Annotated in this window: 14 protein-coding genes; all 14 read right to left on the reverse strand. The window is 66.1% G+C overall.

Annotated features, from left to right (window positions below; all coding sequences use genetic code 11):
• Nucleotides 1-26: 26 nt before the first annotated feature.
• Nucleotides 27-1,022, reverse strand: a complete 996-nt coding sequence (locus ACQR3T_RS10915) for a hypothetical protein (protein ID WP_428693400.1) — start codon at nucleotides 1,020-1,022, stop codon at nucleotides 27-29.
• A gap of 43 nt (nucleotides 1,023-1,065) precedes the next feature.
• The gene (locus ACQR3T_RS10920) at nucleotides 1,066-3,156 is read right to left on the reverse strand and encodes a hypothetical protein (protein ID WP_428693401.1); all 2,091 of its coding nucleotides are present in this window, start codon (nucleotides 3,154-3,156) and stop codon (nucleotides 1,066-1,068) included.
• A 1-nt stretch (nucleotide 3,157) separates the two neighbouring features.
• Nucleotides 3,158-3,673 carry a 3-hydroxyacyl-ACP dehydratase FabZ gene (gene fabZ, locus ACQR3T_RS10925; RefSeq protein ID WP_032401585.1) on the reverse strand — a complete coding sequence of 172 codons (516 nt, stop codon included), beginning with the start codon at nucleotides 3,671-3,673 and terminating at the stop codon, nucleotides 3,158-3,160.
• The gene (locus tag ACQR3T_RS10930) at nucleotides 3,673-3,963 is read right to left on the reverse strand and encodes an acyl carrier protein (protein ID WP_032378844.1); all 291 of its coding nucleotides are present in this window, start codon (nucleotides 3,961-3,963) and stop codon (nucleotides 3,673-3,675) included. Before ACQR3T_RS10930 ends, fabZ begins: the two co-directional genes overlap by 1 nt.
• A 53-nt stretch (nucleotides 3,964-4,016) precedes the next feature.
• Nucleotides 4,017-4,775 (reverse strand): 3-oxoacyl-ACP reductase FabG, encoded by a 759-nt coding sequence (gene fabG, locus ACQR3T_RS10935; RefSeq protein WP_094611301.1) that lies wholly within the window; start codon nucleotides 4,773-4,775, stop codon nucleotides 4,017-4,019.
• Nucleotides 4,772-5,800, reverse strand: a complete 1,029-nt coding sequence (locus ACQR3T_RS10940; RefSeq protein ID WP_428693402.1) for a hypothetical protein — start codon at nucleotides 5,798-5,800, stop codon at nucleotides 4,772-4,774. Before ACQR3T_RS10940 ends, fabG begins: the two co-directional genes overlap by 4 nt.
• A gap of 5 nt (nucleotides 5,801-5,805) precedes the next feature.
• Complete coding sequence (gene sbnA / locus ACQR3T_RS10945) at nucleotides 5,806-6,864, reverse strand: 2,3-diaminopropionate biosynthesis protein SbnA (RefSeq protein WP_094608989.1); 1,059 nt, start codon at nucleotides 6,862-6,864, stop codon at nucleotides 5,806-5,808.
• Entirely contained in the window at nucleotides 6,861-9,143 is a 2,283-nt protein-coding gene (locus tag ACQR3T_RS10950) for a lantibiotic dehydratase (RefSeq protein WP_428693403.1), read from the reverse strand. The genes sbnA and ACQR3T_RS10950 overlap by 4 nt, the downstream gene beginning before the upstream one ends.
• Nucleotides 9,140-10,387 carry a PLP-dependent aminotransferase family protein gene (locus ACQR3T_RS10955; protein ID WP_428693404.1) on the reverse strand — a complete coding sequence of 416 codons (1,248 nt, stop codon included), beginning with the start codon at nucleotides 10,385-10,387 and terminating at the stop codon, nucleotides 9,140-9,142. The genes ACQR3T_RS10950 and ACQR3T_RS10955 overlap by 4 nt, the downstream gene beginning before the upstream one ends.
• A gap of 44 nt (nucleotides 10,388-10,431) precedes the next feature.
• Nucleotides 10,432-10,662 carry a phosphopantetheine-binding protein gene (locus tag ACQR3T_RS10960; RefSeq protein WP_428693405.1) on the reverse strand — a complete coding sequence of 77 codons (231 nt, stop codon included), beginning with the start codon at nucleotides 10,660-10,662 and terminating at the stop codon, nucleotides 10,432-10,434.
• On the reverse strand, nucleotides 10,643-12,133 hold the full coding sequence (locus tag ACQR3T_RS10965; RefSeq protein ID WP_080730613.1) for a class I adenylate-forming enzyme family protein: 1,491 nt from the start codon (nucleotides 12,131-12,133) through the stop codon (nucleotides 10,643-10,645). The genes ACQR3T_RS10960 and ACQR3T_RS10965 overlap by 20 nt, the downstream gene beginning before the upstream one ends.
• Nucleotides 12,120-13,058, reverse strand: coding sequence for an ACP S-malonyltransferase (locus ACQR3T_RS10970; protein ID WP_428693406.1), 939 nt, complete (start codon nucleotides 13,056-13,058; stop codon nucleotides 12,120-12,122). The genes ACQR3T_RS10965 and ACQR3T_RS10970 overlap by 14 nt, the downstream gene beginning before the upstream one ends.
• 103 nt (nucleotides 13,059-13,161) lie before the next feature.
• The gene (locus ACQR3T_RS10975) at nucleotides 13,162-13,944 is read right to left on the reverse strand and encodes an ABC transporter permease (RefSeq protein ID WP_428693407.1); all 783 of its coding nucleotides are present in this window, start codon (nucleotides 13,942-13,944) and stop codon (nucleotides 13,162-13,164) included.
• 9 nt (nucleotides 13,945-13,953) lie between these two features.
• A complete protein-coding gene (locus ACQR3T_RS10980; protein ID WP_428693408.1) occupies nucleotides 13,954-14,901 on the reverse strand; it encodes an ABC transporter ATP-binding protein in 948 nt (315 codons plus the stop codon).
• Nucleotides 14,902-14,903 lie beyond the last annotated feature (2 nt).

Here is a 14,903-nt window from a genome sequence, read left to right on the forward strand (position 1 = left end):
TTCGATAGGTTCGGCGATCTCGGGGATCAGGCCGATGCGGCCGCGCTGGAGCGCGAGAGCACCCGGGGCAGGGTGACGGTGACTGCGGTGACCTCGTCGATCGTCACGTCCAGCGCCGGAACGACGAACGGGTCGTCGAGTAGTGCGAACGCGAGCTCCTCGGTGTCGTTGCCTGCCGCTGCAGTCCAGACGATCGTGCCGATACGCTCGCCGTCGGCGATGACCGGCGCTCCTGCGGCGATCCGGGTGCCGGGGGCGGTGACGACCGGCGTCAGTTTGGGCGAGTCGGCCGCCGGGCGAACGAGCTCGTCCGAACCGAGGAATTCGCCGATGCGCTCCCAGTCGACGATCCACGACAGATCTGCTTCGGCAACGCTCAGGGTCGCGAATCCGTGGTCGTAGTAGGGCATTCCGGCCTCGGCTCGCACTCGCGCCAGTCCGTCGGGACCGACCGCGCCGCCATCGACCGCCGTGGCCAGCTCCACGAACTGTGCCAGATCGGCCTCGCCGTCGGTGGTGAGTAGTAGGTAGCCGTACTCGCCAGTCGTGCCGACTCGGGCGAGCCGGGCTTGCCCGTCACCGGACTCACGCTCGACGTCGACCACCGAGTGCAAGAGCAAGTCCTCGATGTCGCCGTCGACGAAGTTCCCGGCGACGCGGGGTGCGAGCGGGCCCTCGACCGCGATGGCCGACCAGCCTTCGGGGGCCACGGTGACGTTGACGCCCTCGGGGATCTCGAGTGCGCCGACGTACTCGGTCACCTCGGCATCGGTGATGGGGGTGCGCGGAATCAGCCACGTGTCCTCGTCGCCCTCCACCTGCAGGACGAGGGCGAACGGTGACCCGTCGGCGCGCAGGGCGAGTGCTTCGCGAGTGGTGTCCGGATCGGCGAAGTCGGAGGACTTGGACAGGAAGGTGTCGAGCAGGGCGAGACGCTCGTCGCCTTCGAGGTGAATCAACGGAGCGGCGATCGGGTACACGCCGGCAGCTTCGCGGACGATGCGGTAGTCGTTGGTGCTCATGATCGTAGGCCTTTCGTTGCTGTGAGTGGGTTCGTAGTGCGGTCTAACCGGCGAGCGAGAGGGTCGAGGCTGTTGCTGTGCAGTCGAATTCCCACAATGCGGGTACGTCCGACGCGGCGGTGACGCATCCGACGAGGAGTCCGGACGAGGTGGCACGAACGAGAATTTCCGGGTCGTGGCCGGTGATGTTCCTGATTCGCAGAGTGACGCCTGCTGCGGTGGGAACCGAGAGCTCGTCGGTCCAGATCTCGAACCGACGGTCGAGATCGAGCAGGTTCTCGGGGCCCGATCCGTCGCGGACTCCGATGGGCGCTCCACGAGCGACGGTCGGTGTCGACCAGACGACAACGTCTCCCGATCCGGGAGCGTCGGCTTCTACTGCGAGAAGATCGTGGATGGTGTCGGTGTGGTGGCGAGCAGACCATCGGAGCAAGCCTTCGTGGCCTTCGAGCCACTGTCCGCACAGACTCCACCGAGTGGATTGTGCTGCACCCCAGCCTATTCCATGATCTCGATCTGTGCGACCCGGTTCGACGGTAACCCAGAGACCGCCCGAGCGGGCAGGATTGGGTCCGATCGCCGACGTGCGTGGCCACGGGGTGGCCAACACTCGGCTGCCGTCCCGCCGCCACCGTGCCAGTACGCCACGTTCGACGTCCAGTGCGATCGTCGTGTTCGGAACCGCCTCGACCGGCGACGCGGCCTCGACGAGTGGCGAGGCCGGAAGCAGCGCCGTGGGCCTCGGTGCCGAGGCCTCCACTGTGACGGCGATTGTCTGCGTGCCCGGTTCCACTCGATGGGCGAGCAGCGTGCCGGTCACCAATCCGCCGCCGCGGATTCCGTTGTAGCGCAGTACGACCCCACGGGAAGAGTCGTGCCAGATCGGGTCCACGTCCGGATCGAGTTGTACTGCAGCCGAGGGTATCTCGGAGGAATCTCGCAGCTCCACACCGGATGCGATCAGCGCCGGACCGTCGCCGACATCTACGGTGCCGTGCCGGAGGCCGATGGTATCGAACAGATCTGCCTGCCACTCGGACCGAGAATCGCCGACGCAGTCCAGCACGTACGTGCGGCGCACTCCGTCGGGGAAGACCTCGAATCGTGCCCGTAGCGTGATGTTCTCGGTGCGTTCCTGTACCAGGATGGTGTGCCCGAGAGCCTGCACATCGAGGGTGCGCGGCTGAGAGTCACGCCACCCGGACAGATGATCGACGTGCAGGTTCGGCAGGGTCGAGGTCAGCAGTGGGCCGGTGATGCCGGCTCGGTCGTCGAACATCCGCAGTAGCCCGTCGCGGGTATCGACCGTTGCCCTGATCGACCCGGCCGTCACCTCGACCGACGTTGACGCGATCATCCTCGGCCGCGGCACGATCGGCAGGCTCAGAACGTGTTCGGACTCGCCCTGGTCGGTCACGACCGCTCGATCGACCACGTTGTGGAGCGGATCCACGAGTGCGTCGACTGCATACCCGCCGAATCGCAGCCGGTATCGCACGAAGGACATTCCGTCGACCGTCTCGAGATCCTCACCGAGATCGGTGCCGCGCGGGGCAGTCACCGATCCGAACGAGGTGATCGCTCGCAGCGCCGCCCGCGCCGTGTCGTCGAGATGGGGAGCGATGGTACGCAGGACGAGCGGGACGTGGTTGACGAGTTCGACGTTTCCGTCGGCCCCGGCGACAGTGTGCCGCAGGCAGACGCTGCCGACGCGGCGATAGAGCGAGAACGCGGTTGCATTGGCGGGATCGACCGTCAGACGTAGGACGTCGTAGCCGGCGTCGAACACCGACTCGAGGGCGGCGGCGAAGAGTCGGCCGGTGGCAGTCCCGCCGCGCCGACCCGGTGCGAGATAGAACATGTCGGCGATGACCTCGCGGGGTGCGGTGGTGCGTCGACCCGACGTGCGAAACAGGCCGAGGGTGCCGTACAGCTCGGTCGTATCACCAGAGGTGTCCTCTGCCACGAAAAACGCTACCGTTCGGCGCAATTCGAGTTCTCGGAGAACATCTGCGCCGGCGATTCCCCCGGTGACGCGATTGGGTGAATCCGCTCGCGCGGTGAGCAGGGTGGCAACGCGATCCGCGTCGTCGGGGGTGAACGGTCTGATGGAGGTGTGCGAACCGGTGCTCATGTCACCCCCGCCCCTCGGTCACCACGAGAGAGCCTGCCGCAACTGGCTTGCCGTCCACCGACGCCGTGACATCGACGGAACGCAACCCACCGAGCTTGGCACCGAGGCGAGCACCGAGCTCGAGCATGTCTCCCGGCACGACCAGGCGATTGAACTTCATGGCCCGGATCGAACCGAGGTAGCCGACGCCGTCGGCCGGGTTCTCGTCGCCGATGGACTTCTCCAGACTCTCGGCCACGTACACGACGGCCACCAGCTGGGCCATGGCCTCGACGATCATGACGCCCGGCATGATCGAGTGGCCGGGGTAGTGGCCGGCGAAGTAGGGCTCGTTGACCGAGACGGCTTTGATGCCGCGGCCGGACTTCCCCGGTACGACGTCGTAGGCCCGATCGATCATCAACATCGGCCACCGATGCGGCAGCATTCGCTGGATGTCGTCTATTCCGAAACTCAGTGTTCGCGTCTTCTGTGCGGGGGAACGCTGCGCGGTGGAATCGAGTGTGGGAGCGCTCATCACTGGGTCCGATCGACGATGTGATCGACCATGGCGTTGATGGAGCCGAACGCCTTGGTGTCGTCGTCGGTGATGTCGACCTCGAACTCGGCGGCGACGGCCACGACGAGCTCGAGCGTGTCCAACGAGTCGAGCTCGATACCGCGGCCGAACAGAGGCTGGTTGTCCGACACCAGCTCCGGCGAGGTCTGCAGACCCAGGCGGTCGATGATGAGTTCCTTGAGCCGGTTGTTCAGGGCGAGGCGTTCGGTGGCTGCGGCGCGAGTGGAGGAGCGGGTTGCGGTGGTCATGATGTTCCTTCCGGTTGGTGTGTCGAATTTCGGGGATCGATGGGGGAGTCGGTTCAGGCGGCGATCATGCCGCCGTCGACGGTGAGGACCTTGCCGGTGATGTAGGACGAGGTCGGCATGCCGAGAAAAACGACTGCCTGGGCAACTTCGGCGGCAGTACCGAAGCGCTGCAGCGGGATCGCGTTGCGGGCGCTTTCGCGCATGGCCTTCGGCACCGCGCGAACCATGTCGGTCTCGATGAATCCGGGAGCGACCACGTTCACTCGTATCCCGCGTCCGGCTACCTCGGCAGCGAGGGACTTCGCCATCGAGATGATGCCGCCCTTGCTGGCGGCGTAGTTTCCCTGACCGGCCCTGCCGGCGACACCACTGGTAGAGCTGATCATCACGATCGCGCCGCCGGTGGAGAACATGAGCTTCGTGGTCTCGCGGGCGGTGAGGAATGTACCGGTCAGGTTGGTGGCGATGACGGAGTCCCACTTGCGGGCACTCATCGTCGCGAAGTGCCCGTCGGCGGTGATACCGGAATTGAGCACCGCGACGTCGAGTCTACCGAAGCGGGAACGTATTTCACGGAACATCGCGATCACGGCTGTCTCGTCGGATACGTCGGCGGCGATGGTGGTGGCTTCGCGTCCGCGCTCACGGACGGACTGGGCGACCTTCTCGGCGTCCTCGGAACTGCTGCGGTAGTTGATGATCACGTCGCATCCTGCCTCGGCGAGTCCGATCGCCACGGCGGCTCCGATGCCGCGCGATCCTCCCGTCACGAGTGCGACGGGCGGACGGTCGGTCACGGGGGTGTCGGTCATGAGCGTGCTCCTCTCGAATTGGTGGTTCCTGCCACGATGTGTTCGGGCGGGTCGAAGCCGGGAACCTCGGTCCCCAGACCGAGGCGACTCGAGCGCTCGAGAACCAGAGCCGCGACGGCGAGGTCGAGGATGCCGAGGCCGAACGGAGAGAACACAACTCCCGCTGGATCCGGCCGATAGGTGCCGGTGCGCAGAATCGAACCGAGCGTTCCCTGCACGAAGGACAGGTCCGGTTGCTGCTGCGCCGCCAACGCAATCGATGTGTTCTCTCGATTGACGTGGTCGACGTCGTCGACCACGTTGTGCGAGGACAGAATCGACGTGACCGTCAGATCTCGCAGCGAGACGTGCAGCAGCACTTGACCAGTCGGCCTGCCCGATGCAGCGAGGGTGAGCCAGGGGGCGGGTGCGGTGGTGGTGACGGCGACCGTGTCACCGCGCTGGATCACCTGCTCGGCGCGGTCGACGACGATGGGTGTCAACTGTGGGAATTCGCGACCGATGACGTCCCCGAACTGCCGGGCCCGGTGGGGGTCGTGGTCGAACAGCAGTGCCGTGCGTGCCTCGGGATGAGCGATGCGAAGGAACCGAACCTGTTCGAGTGCAATGGTTCCGCAGCCGATCACTCCGATCGTCGTGACGGGTTGTCCGGCTCGCAGCGTCATGCTGGCCAGCGCCGCTGAGGCCGCGGTACGCCAGGCGTTGATTCTGCTGCCTTCCACGATTGCGCGCGGGTAGCCGGTGTCGAGACCCGACAGGAGCACCAAGGACGAGGCCCGCTGACGGCCGGTGTCCACATTGTGCGGAAACGACGACACCCATTTGACACCGGCGAGGGCCTGGTCGCCACCGAGATAGGCGGGCAGTGCGATGAAGCGTGTGCCAGGTTGGTCGATGGGCCGCACGAATGCCGAGAACGGCAGGTCGGATTGACCCAGATCATGTGCGATGTATGCAGATTGCACGGCATGCAGCACTGCCATCTCGGAGTCCGCCAGTGCGCGGTGCACATCGTCTGCGGTCATCAATTTCATCGTCGAAGCAACTCCTCGAGTCGGGTGGATGCGGCGAGTACCGCCGGTAGTCCTATGTGGTTCTGGACCCACGCGTCGTCGTAGATCGAGTGCAGGTATCGGTCACCGCCATCGGGGAGGATGGTCACGACGGTGCTGCCTGCCGGTAATCGAGGCAGGTACGCGGCGATGGCCGCGATCACCGCACCGGACGAGCCGCCGGCGAGAATCGCCTCACGCTCGGCGAGCAGCCGGCACGCGGCCACGCACTCGGCGTCGGTGACGAATACGACGTCGTCGGCCAGATCATCTCGGAAATGACCGGGCACCATGGTGGATCCGTGTCCCGGGAGGGTGCGGCCGTAGTCGGGAGCGGGCGGTGCCATCGAACCGAATATGGCGCTGCCGCAGGCATCGACGGCCACGATGCGCGTATGGGCTCCGCTGCTGCGAAGGTGATCTGCGATGCCGCGGAGCGAACCGCAGGATCCGGCGGCCACGAACAACACATCGGGTTCTCCTATGGCGTCGACGATTTCGCGTGCTGTTCTTCTGTGTGCGGCCGCTCCGCTCGGATTGTTGTACTGATCGAGGCACAGTGCGCCGGGAATGGACGTCAGCAGCTCCTGGACCCGGAGCAGCCTGGTAGGCAAGAACTCGCCGGTGGCGTGGTCGCGTTCGGTGACTATCTCGACCCGCGCGCCCAGTGCCCGCATGATCGCGAGATTGGTGTGCGATGCCTTCGGATCGGTCACCACGTGCAGACCGAGGCGGTGATAGGCACAGACCAGCGCGAGCGCGACACCGAGGTTGCCTGAACTGGATTCGACGATCGTGGTGACGCCGGGAACAGCGCGACCCTCTGCCAGGGCGGCCTCGACCATCTCACGCGCCGGTCGATCCTTGGTGCTACCACCGGGATTGGCGCGTTCGACCTTGGCGAGAACGCTGGCGGACACGGTGCGAAACAGTCGGTCCAGTCGGACCATGGGGGTCGCGCCGATTGCGGCGACGATGCCGTCGTGCACGGGGCTGATCGGATGTCGGGTTGCTGTGCCGTCCAGAATTACGGTCATGATGCACCTCCGGTTCTCGGGGGAGATGTCGCCGGCAACATCTGCAGGCGGATCTCGCTGACGTAGCGGTGCCCGACTGCATCGGCGAGCCAAGAACTGCCCGGATCGGGCAGGCATTCGGTGACGACGATCGGATCGAGTCGGTGCTGCTGGCGCCGGACCTGATGGACGAACGCCGCCACGAGTGTCGGACTGTCGAGGTCGAGATAGAGCGGCTTCGTCTCGCCCGGCACCTTCGCGTACACCCGGCCCGGCAACCCCAGCTGGCGGCGCCAACGGGTGACGGCCACGAAGTCCTGCCATGCAACGGTTTTCGTGGGCAGAGCGAGTTCGGCGAACGGACTGCGCCAGGTCTGCCGGAACACCACCGTACGATCGACCTCGAGCCGGGGGGTCTTCTGTCCGTGCAGCCCGACCTTGAAGCCGTCGGCTGCGACGATCGACAGTGGTACGGCGAAGGCTTCGGCGAGGGTGAATCGGCGCCCGTCGGGCAGCACCACGAACGTGTGCCCCTCGGTTCTGTCGAATCGAATGTCCGACGCCGCCACCACCGATCGAGGCTCGCGCGCAGCGGCATTGGTGAAGCCGATCGACGTCTCCTCGTGGCCGCACGTGGTAGGTACGAACCGACCGGTGTTGCGCTCCCACGTCGAGGGCAGCAGCGGAACCAGTCTGCGGACCCCCGAGACCGCGTTGATGGTGTCGCGGAAGTCGTCGGCGGCGCCCAGGTTCCACGTGAACACCGGCACGTCCAGCGAGACAAGGGCGGCGTGCATCTCGCCGAGAATCGCAGTGGAGTCACCGGCCAGAAGCCGATCGGCGTTCTCGGCGACGAACTGCAGGTCCGGACTGTGCGGCAGATTCACCGCGGTACCGGTGAGATCGGTGAATGCAGCCTGTGCCGTCAGTTCGGCTGCGCTGCGCTGGATGACAGCACCGTCCACCTCGCCCGGTTCGAGGCCGATCGACTGCGACCACCGGTCGGCGAGTTCACGGCGAGCGCGGTCGACGCTCGCACTCTCGCCCCAGAACACCGTCATGGTGCGGGGCCATACCTCGGCAAGAGTGATCGAGGTCAGATCGCCGCGGGCCGCGCGGTCGATGATCGCGTCGATCTCGGCGACGACGTAGTAAGCGAGGCGATCGGTGAACCACCGCGCGGCGTCGGCGATGAGTGCCAGAGCGTCGGCATGCGGGGCCAGCGCAGCGGTACCGATGGTCATGGTCACATCGCGGGCAGCGTCTTCGAAGCAGACGCTGCGGGCGGCGTACGACTTCGCTTCGGCGCGATGTGCTTTCACCTCGGTGATCCGCTCGAAGTCGCCCGAGAGTGCGGTGAGAGCAGCGTCGAGAGCGTCCGGCGTGCCGGCCTCCGAGACCGCCCGCAGCCCACCGTCGATGTCCGCGAGATCGCGAAGGCAGCGGGCCGCCACGGAGGCGTCGGCGATGGGGAGTACGCGGGACTCGAGGATGCGGTGAGCGTCGGCGGTGGAAGGAATTCTGGCGTCCCAGTTCAGTACCTTGCGCCGAACGAGCTTGCGCACTGCCGTGTCCACCGCCGTCGCGTCGAGTGCGAGTTCGTCGGCTATCCGGTCGATGGTGGCGTGCCCGTCACAGCAGAGCACGATGCGGAGGTCGTCCTCGGCGAGCCGGATGCGGCGCGATCCCGATCGGGCCTGCGACCGATCCGTATCGACTGCGACATCGGGGCGAAGGTACGGCGGGAGCCAGCGCCGGATCTGCTCGTCTCGGGACCATGCTGCGCCGATCGCCGCCGCGGCCCAGGCCTCGAGGAAGGTGCGGCGTTCGCGGATCAGCTGCGGCCCGTGTTCGAGCTCTCCCTCGGTGCTCTCTCCAAGTTCCACCCACGCCCCGGGACCGAAATAGCCGATGGTCTCGGCCTTCCCGCAGTAGCGCTGCCAGTACAGGGCAAGTGATCGCAGACGCTGTCGACGCTTGGACGGCGATCCACAGAACGGACTGGCAATCTGACGCCAGGCACCGCGGTTCTGCCACACCAGTGCGGTGACGAAATCCTCGCGCTCGACCAGGAGCGTCAGACGAGCTTCCTCCTTTTCGCGGGACGCGGTGAACTCGTCCTCGGTCGCGACGGACGGCCCACCGAAGACGTCGAGGCCGTCGGCAGAGAAGCCGGCGCTGCGCAGATTGGCTGTTCGCCACAGGTCCCAGTCGGTGGTGCCGAGGGCGAGGGTGCGGGTGAAGGGCGGGTCGGCCAGGGCGGCATGCCCGGTGGTGTGCGGAAGTTCGACGGCGGTCACGACGCTGCCCTCTGTGTCTCGACCGCTGGCGCTTGTGTCTCGTCCGCTCGCGCAGCCGTGACGCCTGCGGCGAACCGGGTGACCGCTTCGATCACCGAACCGTCGGGAACGTGGGAGAAGCTGAGCCGAATTCCGTCGGCGTGTTCGTCGGCGAGCGAGAAGTGGCTGCCACCCACGACGGAAACGCCCTGAGCTGCAGAATGTTCGACGACCGATGCCGTCGGGTAGCCGTTGCGACGACGCAACCAGATGTAGAAGCCGCCCCGAGGGGATTGCCATTCCCACTCGCCCTGATCGAGACGTTCGGCGAGTTGAGCGTCCATCAGTGCTGCACGACGGGCATAAACGGTGCGGAAGGCGTCCACCAGATCGAGCCAGCCGTGCTTGGCGTAGTAGCGCCCGACGGTTGCCTGGGCCAGCGGCGCGGGGGAGAGGGTGGTGATCTCGGCTACGGTGCGTAGCTCGTCGGCGAGCGCGGCGGGCGATTCGATCCAGCCGCACCGCAGGCCAGGTGCGAGGATCTTCGAGAACGTTCCGAGGTGTATCACCCGCTGCGGATCGAGACTGTGCAGTGTCGGGGCGGTGCGGTTGTCGATCGTCACGCCCGGAAAGCTCAGCAACGCATAGGGATCGTCCTCGATCACCGTCAGCTCGGCCGATGCTGCCGCCTCGACGATGCCCTCGCGTCGATCCGCGGACAGCGATCGCCCGGTCGGGTTGTGGAACGTCGGATTGGTGTAGAGCAGCACCGGGTGGCCGCCCGTTCGGCGGACGTCGGCAGCGACTGTCCGGATGGACTCCGGAGTGGGTCCTTCGCGGTCCGATTCGACTGCGACGGTGTTCAGGCCGGCGGTACGAAACGACGCCGCAGCACCCGGGTAGATCGGTGTCTCGCACAGCACGGTGGCTCCGCTGCCGGCGAATGCCAATGCGACGGTGAGCAATCCGTTCTGCGAACCGGCTGTCGGGATGAGATGTGCCGCGTTCACCGAGGCTCCGCGGAATTCCATGGCCCCGGTGATAGCGGCGGCCAAGGCGTCGGGCATGCGATAGGTGGAGTACTGCAGCAGGGTTCGCCCGCCGAGTCGCAGCATGCTGCGCATGGCATCGCTGATGTCGCTGGAGGGAAAGAGCTCGGGATCCGGCAGTCCGCCGGCAAGGTTGATGGTGTCGGCCACGGTATCGAACAGGCGAGGTAACGACGACCGGGTGGGTCGCGTCGGTGGCAGTGCAGTGGTGAGCATGTGAGATCCGTCCTCGAAGAGTCGGGTGCGAAGAACTCCTGCAGCTATGCCGCAGCGAGATTCGATACGGTGTCGAACAGGACGTCCGGGCTCAGAGCCGATCCGGCAGTGAGGGATTGCTCATCGAACTCGACTCCGAATGCATCCTCGATCGCAACCAGGATGTTGACGACGCCGAGGGAATCGATCGACGATTGCGAGAACGGACGGTCGGGTGCCACGACCGACTCGGGGGCGAGAGCGGCGAGAACGGAATCAAACTGCGAGCGCTGCATGATGGTCTCCTGAAGGTGTCGAGGTGGTGGTGTCGAGTTCGGCGCGCAGGGCGCGCCGGTCGGGCTTTCCGTTTGCGGTGAGGGGGATGCGGGCGCGGTGGACCACGGCGTTGGGATGCCGGACGGGATCGAGCGCGGCGCGCAGCTGCTGATGCACCCAGCGCGGATCGGCTGAGCCGGTGACGATCAGACGCAGAGCTCCGTCCTCGGTGACAACGGCAACCGCCTCCTCCACGGAGCCGAAGGACTCTGCGCACGATTCGATTTCGAGGAGTGAGATGCGAACACCGTTGCGTTTGACGACGTCGTCGTCGCGTCCCAAGAAGTAGAGCCGCCCGCGGGCGTCCATGTATCCGCGGTCGCCGGTGTGCAGTTCGAGACCATCGGCACCGGGACGAAATCTGATCTGTGCGTTCATGGGTACGTTCCAGTACCCGGCCATGACCGTCTCGCCGGAGACCACGATCTCACCGGCAGTTCCTGCCGACACGGGCGTTCCGTCACCTGCGACGATGCGGATGTCGTCGCCGGCGATGGGGTACCCGACCGAATCCGGGTACTCGGCGAACTCCTCGGGCGGCAGAATGGAGATGCGCTTGCATTCGGTCATGCCGTACATCGAGGCGTAGCGGGATCCTGGGAAAGACTGGAGCAGGGTTCGAGCGAGTTCGGGTGCCAGCCGGGCACCGGTGTTGGTGAAGAGGCGAACCGTGGTGATCGAGGCTGTGCGGCGAGCCACGATGCGCAGGATCTGGGCGAGCGCCGGTACCAGTGGGATGACGGTCACGGAGCGGCGTACCACCAGGTCGAGGATGCGCAGATCCTGGATCCCCTCGGCAACCACCACCGAGGCTCCGACTGCGAAGGACAGAAACACCTGGTAGAGGCCGTAATCGAACGACAAGGGGAGACGGCACAGCACAACGTCGTCGGATCGGTAGCCCAGGCCGGTGCCGATGGCGCTGACCGCGGCAGCGACTGCTCCGTGCGGGCACACGACGCCCTTGGGACTACCTGTGGTTCCGGAGGTGTAGATCAGCAGTGCGATGTCGTCGGGTCGAACGGGACTGGTGATCGGAGTTGTGGATCGGGAGCTTCCCAGGGCGGCAGTGACGCTGTCGACGGTGAGAACCCGCACCGGGCTGTCCTCGTGACGCTCTGGGTGATCGGTGACGACGAGTCGGCAGCCACTGTCGCGGACTATGTGTGCTGCCTGGCTCGCGGTGAGTTCGTTGTTGATCGGTACGAACACTGCTCCTGCACAGACGGTTCCGAACAGCAGCTCGACGAATGCTGCACTGGACCGGCCGTGATGTACGACGCGATCGCCGGGCCTGATGCCGTTGTCGATCAACCACGCCGTCGCACGCAGAACGCGCTCCCGCAGTGACCCGTAGGTGAGCTCGGTATCGCCATCGACGATGGCAATGTCGGTTTCCCGACCCTGGTCGAGGAGCTCAGGCAGCAGCATCGGATCGGCCCTTCGTCGTGGACGCCAGGCGATCGATGTCGCGCGGCGAGGTGATGCGCACGACGGCGACCGATGGCAATGTGCGCGAGGCGATTCCGGCCAGAGTGCCGGCCGGTGGTAGGCAGATCGCGCTGGTGATGTCGGCTGCGCGGAATGTCTCGAGGCAGAGGTCCCAGCGGACGGGCGCGGTGATCTGTTCCACGAGTCGCTCGCACAGGGACGTTGCACTCCTGACCGACGCGCCGTCGGCGTTGGACACGACGGGGACGTCGGCATCGCGGACAGGAACCGACGCAATCGCCTCGGCGAAGACCTCGGTGGCCGACTGCATCGCGGCACTGTGAAACGCACCTGCCACGTGCAGACGGCGTGCGGCGGTTCCGGCGGGTGGTGCAGCGACGAAAGCCTCGATCGCATCGATCGGACCTGCGGCCACCACCTGACCCGGGCCGTTGTGGTTGGCCACGGTGAGGCCGGCTGATTCGATTGCGTCGGTGACGGTTTCGAGATCCCCGCCGAGTACGGCCGCCATCGATCCTGTGGTGGCTGCACACGCGGCGGCCATCGCGCGGCCCCGCACGGCGGCCAGATGTACCGCGTCCGCGGGGTCGAGTGCTCCGGCCAGCGCTGCTGCGGCCAGTTCTCCGACCGAATGCCCTGCCACCGCGGTGTGGGCCTGGCCGGCGTCTGCCAGGGCGTCGATCACCGGAAGCCCGGCAAGGAGTGCGGCGGTGACGAGTAGGGGCTGTGCGTTCTCGGTACGGGCGATCTCGTCTTTGCTCGCGGTGGTGCCGAGCGCGATCAAGTCGATGCCTGCGCGTTGAGACCAGTCCTTTACCAGTCGATGTCGTTCGGGATCCTTGAGCCACGGTGCGAGCATCCGTGGCGTCTGTGCTCCCTGTCCGGGGGCGAGAAGGGTGATCATGGTGGTCCTCGTGCTCGTAGGTTCGGGGCATGCTTTCTCGCGCGGCGGCCGGAGTGGCCGATGCGTCGGGTGCTGCGGGGAGAGGATGGGAAGTACACGTGAGTCACTGGCGGCCGGTTGCCCCAGCGAATCGTCGGACGGCGGCGAAGGAGAATCCGAAAAACCAGGCTGCGACGTTGATGAGGGCGCCTGCCAGAGAGGCGTGAGACCCGTCGAGGTTGTAGCCGTCGGTCAGCGCGTAGCGGGCCAACGTCGCCACACCGTAGAGCGGTGTCACCTGTGCGATTGCGAGCATGCCGCCCGAGAGTGGGATGAAAATGTTGCCCAGGAAGGCGAGGCCGGTCATGACGACGCCAGGAACGTGGGTGACCACCTCGGGTGGCAGCAGCATCCCGAGCACCAGGCCGAGAGCGGAGAAGATGGCAGATCCGATCCAGGCCACGACGAGGCCGGTGATCCAGACGATCGCGTCGGCGCGGGCTCCGGTGAGTGCTCCGAGGATGCCGACCACGATGACCGGGATGGCCGCGTACACCTGGCAGGCGATGATGCGCGATGCGACGTAGCCGCCGGCACCCAAGGGCGACAGGCGAATTGTCCGCAACCAGCCGTTGGCCTTCTCGTTCGAGATGCCCGCGGCCCGCGAGATGGTGCCGATCGACGCACCGTAGACGGCGATTCCGATCATCATCCAGGCCTGAAAGTTGCCGTGCGGCAGATCGACTCCGGCGCTGGGTTCCACGACGCGGAACAGGGCGAGGTAGAGAACGGCGGGCAGCGCGACGGTGAAGATCAGATTCTGTGGGGTGATCTGCCTGCGGATGTCGTGCAGTACGAACGTGGGGTGTAGTCCGCGGCGGGGGCGTAGTGAGGTCGTAGTGGTCATCGGATGTCCTCAGTTCTGGTGAGTGCGGTCGGTCAGCGCCGAGAATGCTTCGTCGAGTGAGGCCGACACGATCGCGATATCTGTCGCGGAGGTCGACGTGCTCAGTGCGCGCACCACTGCGTCGGTATCGGTGCACACGAAGCGGAACCGGCCGTTGGCGAGTTCCTGCAGTCGCGAGCCGGTCTGCCCTGCAACGAATTCGGCCTCGGAGCGTGGCAGGTTGGCGTCGACGGTCCGATTGGAGACGGTGGCCTTGATCTGGGCCACCGTGCCGTCGGCGACGAGGGCGCCGTCGACGATGACGACGATTCGATCGGCGAAGTCCTGAGCCTCTTCGAGGTAGTGGGTTGCGAACATGACGGTGGTGCCGTTGGCTGCCTGTGCGTGCATCGCCTGCCAGAAGTGCTTGCGCGCAGTGACATCCATGCCGGCGGTCGGCTCGTCGAGCAGAAGCAGTTCGGGGTCGGACAGGAGCGCGAGAGCGAACCGCACCTTCTGCTGTTCGCCACCCGAGCATTTCGATACACGTCGGTTCACCAATTCACCGAGCCCGGCGCGGGTGATCGCGGCGGCAGGATCGGCCCCGATGTACAGAGAGCCCATCATCGCGACCAGTGCGCCGACGGTGACGTCCGGCAACAGTCCACCGGACTGGAGTACCGCGGCGCTGCGTCCTGTCGACGCGGCGGTCAGCGGATCGGTGCCGAGCACCTCGATGGTGCCGCCGTCCGGTTCGGTGAGTCCGAGGATCATGTCGATCGTCGTGCTCTTGCCTGCGCCGTTCGGTCCGAGAAACGCCACAACCTGCCCGCGGGGAATCGAGAGGTTGAGTTCGCGAACGGCGCGGAACTTCGAGCCCGTGGAGTCGCTGAACGACTTGTGGACACCGGTGGCGTGTACCGCGAGTGTTGTCTCGGTACCCACCGCCTCGGTGCGAGTCGAATTCTGCGTGATCATCT

Source organism: Rhodococcus sp. IEGM1428, from assembly GCF_050321865.1.
Taxonomy (GTDB): domain Bacteria; phylum Actinomycetota; class Actinomycetes; order Mycobacteriales; family Mycobacteriaceae; genus Rhodococcoides.

Coding starts and splice junctions, on each gene's coding strand:
- ACQR3T_RS10915 (WP_428693400.1), bottom strand. CDS start 1,022: ATGAGCACCAACGACTACCGCATCGTCCGCGAAGCTGCCGGCGTGTAC.
- ACQR3T_RS10920 (WP_428693401.1), bottom strand. CDS start 3,156: ATGAGCACCGGTTCGCACACCTCCATCAGACCGTTCACCCCCGACGAC.
- fabZ (WP_032401585.1), bottom strand. CDS start 3,673: ATGAGCGCTCCCACACTCGATTCCACCGCGCAGCGTTCCCCCGCACAG.
- ACQR3T_RS10930 (WP_032378844.1), bottom strand. CDS start 3,963: ATGACCACCGCAACCCGCTCCTCCACTCGCGCCGCAGCCACCGAACGC.
- fabG (WP_094611301.1), bottom strand. CDS start 4,775: ATGACCGACACCCCCGTGACCGACCGTCCGCCCGTCGCACTCGTGACG.
- ACQR3T_RS10940 (WP_428693402.1), bottom strand. CDS start 5,800: ATGACCGCAGACGATGTGCACCGCGCACTGGCGGACTCCGAGATGGCA.
- sbnA (WP_094608989.1), bottom strand. CDS start 6,864: ATGACCGTAATTCTGGACGGCACAGCAACCCGACATCCGATCAGCCCC.
- ACQR3T_RS10955 (WP_428693404.1), bottom strand. CDS start 10,387: ATGCTCACCACTGCACTGCCACCGACGCGACCCACCCGGTCGTCGTTA.
- ACQR3T_RS10960 (WP_428693405.1), bottom strand. CDS start 10,662: ATGCAGCGCTCGCAGTTTGATTCCGTTCTCGCCGCTCTCGCCCCCGAG.
- ACQR3T_RS10965 (WP_080730613.1), bottom strand. CDS start 12,133: ATGCTGCTGCCTGAGCTCCTCGACCAGGGTCGGGAAACCGACATTGCC.
- ACQR3T_RS10970 (WP_428693406.1), bottom strand. CDS start 13,058: ATGATCACCCTTCTCGCCCCCGGACAGGGAGCACAGACGCCACGGATG.
- ACQR3T_RS10975 (WP_428693407.1), bottom strand. CDS start 13,944: ATGACCACTACGACCTCACTACGCCCCCGCCGCGGACTACACCCCACG.
- ACQR3T_RS10980 (WP_428693408.1), bottom strand. CDS start 14,901: ATGATCACGCAGAATTCGACTCGCACCGAGGCGGTGGGTACCGAGACA.